Here is a 10,825-nt window from a genome sequence, read left to right on the forward strand (position 1 = left end):
ACTTTCCGGGAAGCAGATCAAATCATCTGTGGCTCGAAGTCCCAGTAAGGGCGGTTGCGGGAACGGGCCGAGACCGTGTGGACGTGTTGTGCCCCCAAGGTCGTCGCGAGGTCGCCCAACGCCTCGGCCTCGACCTTCTCGGCCCGCTGCCGGTCCCGGACCCCGCGCAGGTCCGCCGCGTGGGCGATCCGGGCCGAGAGTGTCAGCGGGTGGGTGCGGCCGAGGACCTCGGTGGCGCGGGTGACGGTGGCCTCCATGAGGGAGGCGGCGGATTCGGGGTCCCCGATCAGATTGCGCAGCGCCGACGCGTTGATCGCACAGCCCAGGGTCCAGGGGTGGTTCTCGCCCACGGCCTGGCTCATGTCGGCGAGCGCGCCCTCGATGAGGACGTGGGCGTGTTCCCGCTCGCCCACGTTGCGCAGAATGAGCGCGTGGTTGGCGCGGGTGCCCGCCACGTAGGGGTGGGTCTCGCCGAGCATGTCGGTGTAGCCGCTCATGACCTTCTCGCTTATGTCCCTGGCCTGGTCGATGTCCGCGTGCTCGCGGGCGAAGCAGCTCTGGCTGGCCGCAAACATCATCGTCAGGGGATCTCCCTCGCCGAGCACGCGTTCGCAGCGCTCCAGCACGCGGGTGAACAGTTCACGGGCCTTGCTGCGGTCGCCCGACCGGTAGTGGCACAGCGCGAGGTTGTGCTCGGCGCGCAGTGTCTGCGGGTTGTCGGCGCCCAGCACGATCCGGTGCACCCGGGCGCTCTGGGCCTGGAGCGATTCGGCCTCGGCGTAGCGGCCGAGCAGCCGCAGGTCGGTGGCGTAGTTGATCTCGGAGTAGAGAGTCCAGCTGTGGCGCGGGCGCAGCAGCTGCCTTCGGGCTTCCAGGGTGCGCCGGTTCAGTTCGAGGGACTCTTCGTAGCGGCCGAGCAGCCGCATGGAAGTGCCCAGATTGTTCTGCGCGCTGAGCGTCCGCGAGTCCTGTTCGCCGAGGAGCTCCCGGTAGCTGGCCAGGATCCAGTCGGAGATCTCCAGCGCCTCGTCGTACCGGCCGAGCCCCCGCAGGTCGGCGGCGAGACCGCCGGCCGCGCGCAGGTGTTCCAGGTCGCGTTCGCCGCGTTCGGCCCGCAGGTGGTTGACCGCGGCCCGTTCGATGGCCTCCGTGCCCGCGTAGTCGCCGACCGCCCGCAGCAGGTTGGCGTAGTTGTAGCTGAGGTCCCAGACCCTGGGGTGGTTCTCGCCGAGGAGTTCGCGCCAGGCCTTCATGGCGCGGGCGCCGAGCTTGATGCCGGCCCGGTACTCGCCCGAGAGGTACATGTAACGCAGGCAGTTGAGCACCAGGGTGTGGACCGCCGGATCGGTGCTCAGAAGGACGTCGGCCCATTTCAGGTGAGGCGTGATCTCGGCGTAGGCAGGCCACAGGCGGGTGTCGCTGGGGCGGCCGGGGTCCGCGGCGGCAAGGGCTCGGCGGACCACGTCGATGAATTCCTGGCGGTCCCGGTCCGGCATGTCCTTGCTGACGATCTGGTGGACCATGCGGTGCAGGTAGAGCGATTCGCCGGAGGACGGTTCGTCGATGATCGACTCGTGGGACTCCAGGCGGACGACCGAGTACTGCCGGAGCTGGCCGATTGCCTTGTTCCACAGCAGCGGGTCGTTCATCAGACCGGACAGCTGCTCGGGAAGCTCTCCGGCCGGCATCTCCTTCAGAAGCCGTACGGGGATGGAGCCGGGGGCGAAGAAGGTGCACAGGCGCAGCAGGTCGACGGACTCGGGGACGGTGTCCTTGAGCTTGTTCAGCAGTATCGACCAGGCGGTCTGGAAGGCCAGCGGGAAGTCCGCGGAGATCTTGACGACGTCCTGGTCGATGCCGCCCTCGAGGAGCTCGATGTACTCGTCGACGGACATGTCGGAGTCGTTGAGCCAGCCCGCCGTCTGGTCGAGCAGCAGCGGGAGGTCCTCCAGTGCGTCGGCGAGCAGGTCGGCCTCGGTCTGGGTCAGCCGGGGGGCGCGGCGGCGGATGAAGGCGACCGATTCGTCCCGGCTGTAGACCGGCACCTCGACGAGGTTGCTGTTGTGCTCGCTCCACTCCGGGTTGCGTGAGGTGATCAGGACGTGTCCGGGGCCCGTGGGCACCAGGTCCCAGATCTGTTCGGGTTCGTCGGCGCCGTCGAGGACGAGCAGCCAGTGGGAGTGGGGGTCGCCGCGGCGCAGCGAGTCGCGGACCGCGCGCAGCCGTTCACCGTACTCGGCGCCGGTGGACAGGCCCAGTTCCGGGGCGAGTTCGGCGAGTTTCTGACGGTAGAGTGCGCGGCGATCGGCGGGGACCCACCACACGACGTCGTACTCGGAGCCGAACCGGTAGACATACTCCGCGGCCAGCTGCGTCTTGCCGACGCCGGACATGCCGTGCAGAGTCACGACGCCCGCGCCGGAGCCGGCGTCCTGGAGGGCTCGATAGGCCCTGCTGAGCAGTTCCTCCCGGCCGGTGAACCGGGTGTTGCGGCGCGGTACGCCGCCCCACACCTCGGGGGTGTCGGACGGGAACCGCGGTCCCGGCCTGACCGCCGCGGTCTCGGGCGGCGGATCGGCGGGGAGACCGAGGCGGGTCAGCAGCCGCCGTTCGGCCTCGTCGGCGCCGACGTTGGTCAGGTCGGCCGCCCCGAAGACGGACGTGGCGCCGGGCAGCGCCGACGTGGTGACGGAGACGGCGACGAAGCGGTCCGGGTCGGGGGCGACGACCTCGCGCAGCGCTCTGTTCCACTCGTCGTGGCTGCGCGGGCCGAGTTGGAAGTACCAGTCGCTCAGGATCACCAGGACAAGGCCGCGGGCCAGAGTCAGATCCCGCAGGCTCTCCTCCAGCGGCACGTCCACCGGTGGGTCCCAGCGCTGCTGGACGACCGTCACTCCGCGCCGCTCCAGACGGTCCCCGATCCACGCCGCCCACGCCCGGTTGAATCCGGCGAAACTGATGGTGACGGTCTGCACCCCGGTTGCTCCAACTTGCTTACGCGTTCCGGGCATTCAACCGTCTCCCTGCCTCGATTCGAGCCTTCTCAACATACACCGGGGACCCTTTGACGATCAGATGGCCGACGGCGTCGATCATGTGCGCGCTCACGCCCGACGTGAGCCGTTCCTCTGCTGCCATATCACGCGCGCAGTGCTCACATACGCCTGCGCACGGGCCAGATGACCCGTGGGAGGCGGACAATCGGCCAGACGGCCGTAGAGGGTGATCATCTCGTTGACCAGCACCCTTCCCTCAGTGGTCAGCGCCCCCGAACCAGCCAGTACGGGCAGTACGGCTCCTACTTGTTCCCGGCAGCGGGCGTGTTCGGCCCAGGCGAGATCACGGTGGGTGACGCGCTCCGCGCCGCGTGCGAAGCGCTGCCAGTAGTCGGCGAGCGCCATGTGCGAGTAGGCGCCCTGGAGCAGCCCGTCGAACGGCCGGGGGTCGGAGCGCCAGGGTGCGAAGTGCCGGGGGGTGGCGTCCTCGTGGTGCAGCCGTACGAGGGCGCCGATCGCGGCCAGCTTGGTGTGCTGCAGTTCGTGCACGAGGGTCGAGGCGAAGTACGCGGGGGTGGCCGGCTTGCTGCTGAGGACCGCCCCGAAGGCCTCGCGCCTGGTGCCGCTGCAGTGCGCCGCGCCCTGGCCGGTGGGGCCCGATCCGGGCGGCGGGCCGAGTGGCACCAGGCAGCGCAGCAGCACGGCCGCCTCGGTCACTCGGTGTGCGCCGCCGATGCGGAGCAACGGTTCGACGCCGGACCAGGACTCCGTCCACGCCTTGCGTTCGCTGTCGTCGATGTGGACGGCGCCGCTCAGTCCGTGGCGTTCCAGACCGCTGCCGGCAGTGCGGTACGGGTCGAGATCGTCCAGCGGGACGGGGCCGGCGCCGGGCAGTACGGCGGGCAGGGACAGCGCGGGCAGCCATCGCGGGTCGGGGGAGCTCGTGGTGCCGTCGGCGTGTGCGTGCACGACGAGCGGCTTCTCCCGGCGGTGGCGAAACGTCAACTCGCTGCCGGTGGACGTGATGTCGATCCGGCCGTCGGGCATCCGCACGGCCCCCAGGGCCGGCAGCGACAGCAGTCCGCCGCGCGCGGTGAGCCGGGCCGTGAAAGCCAGCCGTGCGCGGATCGCCGCCGCTGCGGCGAGCGCACCCAGGTGGTCGAGGTCCGCGTGAAGTTGGGGGGTGGGGGCGGTGGCGGTCAGGCCCCGCAGACAGCTCTGCGCCCACGGGCCCACCAGAGGGTGCAGCAGCACCGCGCGGACGGCGGTCCGGTCCGCGCGTTCGGCGGCTTCGAGCAGCGCCCAGTCCTGGCGCAGCCGGTCGAGCCGGTCCGGTGGGCAGACGGTCGCGGGGGCTGCCCCGCCGGCGTCGAGGAGGGCTCGCAGCAGGAGGAGGCGGCGAGTGTCCTGATCGCGTACGAGCAGTCCGAGGTCGTCGGCATCGCCTTCGGTACGGCCGAAGGCGCGGAGTGCGCGGTCCGGGAGTGGGGGGCTCATCGGTGGTCTCCTGCGGTTGCGGCGGCCAGCCGGTCCGCCACATGGCGGACGAGCCGGTCGAGGTCGGCGCAGTAGACGGAGGGGTTGGTGAAGCCGTTCTCTGCGCGGTAGCGGTGGGCGTAGTGGCCGCCGCCGCAGACGGTCAGCAGCGGGCAGGCCCGGCAGGCGGCGGCGAGCGCGTCGGCGCCTGCCTGACGGGCGGCGACGCCGGGGTGGCGCAGGGCGTCGTCGAAGCTGTGGCGGATGATGTCGAGTCCGGTGGCGGCAGCCGTGTCGTAGGCGGACTTCAGGGAGTCGACCTGTTCGATCGCGCCGTCGGTCTCGACGACGACGGCGTTGACCGGGTCGAGGCCGAGCGATTCGGTGGCGGCGGGCAGGCCGAGCAGCAGGGCGAGGCACTCCTCGAAGAGCCGGACCCGGGTCTCCCGCCGGCCGGCCGGCCACCAGCGGTCGAAGACGGTGCACAGCCAGTCGCCGTACGGGGTCGGGCGCGCCGGTCCCGGTCCGGCGCCCGGTGTCCCGGGGTCGGGTATGCCGGGCGGCGGGGCGGTCCAGTTGCCGTGCGGCAGCAGGAGGTCCAGGGCCGGTGGGCGAAGAGCGAGCAGCGACTCGTACATCTCGACGGGGTCGGTCCGCGGGTCGACGACGGTGAGGATGCCCGCGTACGCGTCGGGGTGCCGGTCGGCGAGGAGCCGGGCACCGCGGGAGGCGGCGGGCCAGGAGGGACGTCCCGCGTGGTCGGTGCGGAGGGTGTTGTGCCGGGCCAGACCGCCGTCGAGGCTGATCCCGATGCGGATGCCGTGCCTGGCGAGTGTGGCGACGCGGGCGTCGGTGAGCAGGGTGGCGTTGGTCTGCACGGTGGCGTGGAGGGTGCAGCCGCGGGGTATCCGCTCGCGCACCCGGTCGGCGAAGGCGCCCAGCCTCCCTGCGCCCGCGAGTAGGGGTTCGCCCCCGTGGAGGACCAGGGCCACGCTGCGCAGCGCATGCGTCGCCGCGTGTTCGGCGATCCGGTCCGCGGTACGGTCCAGGACGGCCGGTGCGGCGGCGGCCGGACGGCCGCGCCACGTCCGGTCGGGGCCCTCGTACAGGTAGCAGTAGCGGCAGGCGAGATTGCAGCGGCCATGGACCTTGACGATGAACTGGCCGAAGGGGACGGGCGGCCGGGCGACGGCGCCCGGGCGCGCGGGCGCGCCCGGCGTCGTCCGTCGGAACACTCCGGCACCCCCGTGCTGTCCGTCTGCCGGGGCGTCCCCCGCTGTCGGGAACGCCCCTGTCACCGGTCCGGGACGCGTCTGCGCGGCCTGCCGCCCGGACAGACCCGTCCCGGACCGTGCTGCCCTGTTCACCCGGACCACGGACCGCGTCCGTGCGGTCCACCGCGCCTCAGAAGGCGTTGGTGAAACCCCACAGCATCTCCCGCGGCTGCTCGGCCCTCTCCCGGAGATCCGCGACCACCGCGGAGAGGACCGGGTGGTCCAGCGTCCGCAGCGCCTCCAGATCGAGCCCGAGCAGGTCCGGCAGCGCGCCGGCCCCGGCACCGGGTACCTCCGGCGCGCGTGCCCCGGCCCGGCGCGCCGATTCACCCGGCTCGCTCAACTCGCCCATCGTGCCTCCCCGTTGACTGTTCGGCGGGCCTGCGGTCGCGCGCTCGCCGTCGAGCGCGCCGTCGAGCCCGTGTCCCTGACCCTCGTACCACTCCCCGGCGCACGCCATGCACCCGCTGAGCGCACGCCATCGTGTGCTCAGCGCTCCAGCTCGGCCAGTCGCTCGGCGGTCGACTCGCCCGCCGCGCCGCCGCCGTTCGGCAGTTTGCGCCATTCGAGGCCGGCCGCCCGGTACGCCTCGCGCGCAGCCCGGGGACGCCCCGCCTTCTCATACGTCATACCCCGCCAGTGGTTGGCCGTAGCACTCAACTCCACAGCCTCTTGGAGTTGTTGTGGACTCTCCAGCTCCGCTTCGGTCCTCCGGGCCGACTCCGCCGCGTCCCGGAACGCCTCGGCCGCTTCGTCGAGCCTGGCCGGCCGCTGCAGTGCGCGCGCGGCGTCGAGATGGGACCGGCCGAGCGCCAGCCAGCAGCGCGCCGCGATCAGCGGGTCACGGGCCTCCTGCGCGGCGAGCCCGAAGAGATGCTCGGCCTCTCGCAGATCGACCCGGTCCTCGGTGGCCCGGTGCCGCAGCATCAGGGCCCGGCCGAGCATCAGCAGCCGCTCGGCCTGGCGCGCGCTGCCGGACGGCGTCTCCGTGCGGCAGTCGCGCAGCACCCGCACCGCAGCGCCGATGTACTCGCGCCCGTCCGGCAGTTCAGCACGTCGCAACAGGGTCCCGCCCCATTCCGCGAGCAGATCCGCATGGGCCTGGGAGTCGCGCGGGACGCCGCGGGAGGCGCGGGCGAACCATTCGGCGGCCGCGACGAGTTCGTCCGGTGCGTCCAGCTGTTCGTAGCGGGCGACCCGGACCCGGCCCGCCCTGGTCTGCAGCGCGGCGCGCTGACGCTGTTCCCGTACGGTCTCCAGCGCCTGGTCGATCAGGGTCGCCGCCTCGTCCGGTTCGCCGCCGGCGGCCAGCAGGGCGTCCACCAGGTCCAGCAGGATCCGCACCTCGGTGCCCAGGGTGTGCCGGCCGCCGCCCGCCCCGAACGCGGTGCGCAGCGAGCGGGCCGCCTGCTCCGCGTACACCCGCGCCTGTTCGGTGTCGACGGTCGCCCCGGCCAGTTTGAGCAGAGTCCGGCCGTGCGCCAGCGGCAGCGTGGCCGGACGGTTCTCCTGGTCGGGCCAGACGTCGGCGAACGCCTCCAGCATTCCTGCCGCGGCCTGCAGCAGTGCACTGTCGCCGCCGAGGCGCCACTGCGCCTCCAGGGCCCGCACCCGCTCCAAGGTGAGCCGCAGCGCCTCGCCCGGGTCGAGGCCTGGGGCCGCGCAGGCGACCGTGTACTCGCGGTCGGCGCGTCGGAGCAGGGCCAGTGCGCCGCGCCGGTCGCCACGCCGCCGCCGGTCGTCGGCCGCGGCGTGCAGCACCTTGGCCAGCACCGCCCGTTCGCGTACCGCTCCGGGATGCGCGGCGGCCCGTTCCGCGGCGCTCTGAGCCTCGCGCAGGAGGTCGTCGCCGCCCTGGACCTCCCACAGGCGCAGCACGCACCGGGCGTACTCGGCCCACAGTTCGGGGTCGGCACCCGGGTACCGCTCGCGCTCGGTTGCGCCCCGGAGCAACTGCACGGCGTCGATCAGGTACTGCACCATGCTGTCCGAGTCGAACTGTCGCAGGAGTGCGCGAGCGCTCTCCACCGCCGTGTGTGTCGTCCGGCCGGGGGCGTCGCGCCCGCCCCGGTCGCTGTAGAGCGCGAACTGCTCGGGCAGGGGCATGAAGCGCTCCAGTACACGGGCCGCGACCTCGGCGAAGGGATGGGGAACGCGCGACCCGCCGCTTCCGTCGCTCCCCCCGTTCTCGTCACTCTCGACGCTCTCGCCGCTCTGCGTGCGGCGGCCGAGGTCGGTGGCGTACGAGGAGACGCGTGGCCCGTCTCCGAGCTGGGCGAACGCCAGCGCGGGAAAGTTCGGGCCGCCCTTGCCGAACCGCTGCTCTATGTACTCCGAGCAGTGCTTGAGCACGAGCAGCGCCTCGTCCCGTCCCAGTGGTCCGAGCAGCGCCTCCTGGACGCCGGGCGCGAACTCGTACCACTGCCCGTCGCCCGCGCCGTCGCCCTTGCTCCGCGAGATCAGTCCGCTGAGCAGCACCTCGGCGAGTTCGGAGGGGCCCGAGTCGGGCAGCATCGTCCGCTGCACCAGCTGCATCACCGGCAGATAGAGCGGGGCCGCGGCGAGATAGACCGCCAGCTGTCCGGCGACCGGGGAGGCCGCCGAGCGGAAGCGGCTGACCAGCTGGAGCGACGACATCCGGTCGCCGGGACGCGGCGCGGGGGCCGCGGGCTGGTCGGCCCTGACCCAGCCGACCGCTCCGGAGATCCGGCCGGCGCCGGTGCCGGAGAGCAGCCTGGCCCAGGCGGCGAGCGCGCCCGCCACCGGCGGCAGTACGGGGACGGCGAGAGCGCCGGGACGGACGGTGGGCGCACCGCCGGCCTCCTCGGTGACTTTCAGCACGGTGGCGCCGGAGAGCCCTTCGCCGCGGGAGAGCGCGCCGTAGGTGACCGGCAGTCGGGTGCGGTTCCACATGCGCTGCGGCAGCGGCTGCAGTACGGCGGTCGGGGCCTGCCGGGCCAGCTGGTGGAGCAGCCGGTGGGCGCGACCGCTGTGCCAGAGCGGTCCGGCGCAGTCGCTGACCAGGACGGTGACTCGGCGGCCGGTCGGATCACTGAGCCGGTCCGCCGAGTTCAGCGGTGCGGCGGCCGGGTCGGGGCTGCGGCTGACCGCGCAGGAACCGTCCGGGCCACGGTGCAGATAGCGCACCTGGACATCCCGAAAGGCGCCCAACTGACCGAAGATCTGCTGGAGTTCACCGAACATCAGGTCCCAGACGCGCATCGACGAGGAGGCGTCCATGACGAACTGCAGCAGCGCGTCCGCGCGGGACACCCCGCGGAACACCGGGATGATCAACCCACCCGCACGGGCGCTCAGTTCTGCGGTGCCCGTCTCGTCCAGGACGCGGCGCAGGGGTGGTACGGCGGGGCGATAGCGCTGCAAGGGACGTAAGGCTCGCTGGATTTCAAGAGGTGCTGGCAGGGCGGGGGCGGCGGGCACACCGAGAGTGAGGGTGGCGGGGCCGCGGCGCCCATGGCCGTGCGGTCCGCCGCCCTCGCCTCGCCCGTCGCGGAGCGGGGCGGGGTCCGCGGGCGGTACGGGATACAGAGCTATGCGGCGGTCGGTGGCCGCGGGATCCCCCTGCTCCGCCGGCTCGTCGTCGTCCGGTGCGGCGCCCGTACCGCGGGCACGCCCGGTCGTGGTGCGGGCGGACGGCGTGGCCGGTCCGGCGTCGGGCAGCTCGGCGCGTGAGGGCGGTACTGCGCGGCCGCCCCGCTCCTCCGCCGCTTCCGGTGTCTCGGCGCGGCGGGTCCATCGGGCGAGCCAGAGTGCGTCGCAGAGCTGTTCGGCGTCGGGGTCGAGCCCGGCCTCGCGCAACCGGGCGACGAGCGCGGGCAGCAGACCTCCGTCGTACGGCTCCGGCTCCGCTGGGTGCCCGCCCCCTGCACCGTCCGGACCATGCCGTGCCGTGGCGTCGGGCATCAGCGCATCACCTCGGCCGGTCGAGTCGCTGGATGAGCAGGTCGGCGAGCCGGTCCCGGCCGGCCGGGGCGGCGGCGTCGGTGAGGTAGATCGCATTCAACAACTGGTCGGTGGCGAGGAGTTCGCTGCGCGACCGCTCCAGGAAGTGGGCGATGAGATCGTCTCCGGAGCGCGCCGCCTCGTCGCCGAGATGGGCTCGCACGAAGGTGGCGAGCCGCTGGTGGTCGGGGCGGCCCAGCTCCAGGTGGATGCAGCGGCGCATCAGCGGGGCCGGGAAGTCGCGTTCGCCGTTGCTGGTGAGCACGACGAACGGGAAGGCTGCGCACTGTACCCGGCCACCCTTGACCGTCACTTTGGTGCCGTCGTCGGTCAGCACCTCGGCCTCCCCGTTCGGCAGCCGGTCGGCGATCCGTTCCAGCTCGGGGATGCCGAACTCGCCCTCCTCCAGCACATTGAGGAGATCGTTCGGCAGGTCGATGTCGCTCTTGTCGAGTTCGTCGATGAGCAGCACACGGGGCCGGTCGGAGGGCAGCAGTGCGGTGCCGAGCGGGCCGAGCCGGATGTAGCTGCCGACGTTCTCCGACGTGTCGGGGCCGACCGCCCCTGCCGCTGCGCCGTGCGCGGCGATCTGGACGTCCTGCAGCCTGGCGATCGCGTCGTAGTGGTAGAGGCCGTCGAGGAGCGTGGACCGGCTGACGATGGGCCAGCGCAGGACCCGGCCGAGCCTGAGTTCATGGGCGACGGAGTGGGCCAGGGTGCTCTTTCCGGCTCCGGGGCTTCCGGTGACCAGCAGCGGGCGGCGCAGATAGAGCGCAGCGTTGATCATTTCGAGCTCTTCGGCGCCAGGCCGATGCAGTTCGGCGAGGTGTCGGTGGCCGCCGAGGCGTCGGGTGGCGGACCCGTCCGTCCGGTCGCTCCCGGTCCCGTCGTCGCCGGGGTCCGGGGCCTCGCGGGCCGCGAAGTCCCGCCAGGGCGGCGGGGACGGCAGCTGTTCGATGCCGTCGTGCGGTTCACCGGCCCCTCGGTAGATGAGCCACTCGCTGGGTTCGCTCATAGCGTGTTCCTCGTCGTCACTCGTCCGCCTGGTCCGGTGTGAGGGGCAGCAGCCGTCGAACGTGCTTCACGGTATCGATCCGTGAACTCCCCCGTAAGAGG

At 72.6% G+C, this 10,825-nt stretch carries 6 protein-coding genes; all 6 read right to left on the bottom strand.

The window, feature by feature from the left end:
- Positions 1–17: 17 nt before the first annotated feature.
- The 6 genes from fxsT to OHA03_RS07380 all read right to left on the bottom strand — a co-directional run bounded on the left by fxsT (position 18) and on the right by OHA03_RS07380 (position 10,724).
- Positions 18–3,011 (bottom strand): FxSxx-COOH system tetratricopeptide repeat protein, encoded by a 2,994-nt coding sequence (gene fxsT, locus OHA03_RS07355; protein WP_267001930.1) that lies wholly within the window; start codon positions 3,009–3,011, stop codon positions 18–20.
- A gap of 93 nt (positions 3,012–3,104) precedes the next feature.
- Positions 3,105–4,493, bottom strand: a complete 1,389-nt coding sequence (locus OHA03_RS07360; protein WP_267001932.1) for an HEXXH motif-containing putative peptide modification protein — start codon at positions 4,491–4,493, stop codon at positions 3,105–3,107.
- Positions 4,490–5,707: an FxsB family cyclophane-forming radical SAM/SPASM peptide maturase gene (locus OHA03_RS07365; protein WP_267001934.1), complete on the bottom strand. Its 1,218-nt coding sequence runs from the start codon at positions 5,705–5,707 to the stop codon at positions 4,490–4,492. Before OHA03_RS07365 ends, OHA03_RS07360 begins: the two co-directional genes overlap by 4 nt.
- 169 nt (positions 5,708–5,876) lie before the next feature.
- The gene (gene fxsA / locus OHA03_RS07370; protein ID WP_267001936.1) at positions 5,877–6,098 is read right to left on the bottom strand and encodes an FxSxx-COOH cyclophane-containing RiPP peptide; all 222 of its coding nucleotides are present in this window, start codon (positions 6,096–6,098) and stop codon (positions 5,877–5,879) included.
- Positions 6,099–6,235: 137 nt separating this feature from the next.
- Positions 6,236–9,670 carry an SAV_2336 N-terminal domain-related protein gene (locus OHA03_RS07375; protein WP_267001938.1) on the bottom strand — a complete coding sequence of 1,145 codons (3,435 nt, stop codon included), beginning with the start codon at positions 9,668–9,670 and terminating at the stop codon, positions 6,236–6,238.
- Positions 9,671–9,677: 7 nt separating this feature from the next.
- Positions 9,678–10,724 (bottom strand): MoxR family ATPase, encoded by a 1,047-nt coding sequence (locus tag OHA03_RS07380; protein WP_267001940.1) that lies wholly within the window; start codon positions 10,722–10,724, stop codon positions 9,678–9,680.
- Positions 10,725–10,825 lie beyond the last annotated feature (101 nt).

This window comes from Streptomyces sp. NBC_00154 (assembly GCF_026342835.1).
Lineage (GTDB): Bacteria > Actinomycetota > Actinomycetes > Streptomycetales > Streptomycetaceae > Streptomyces.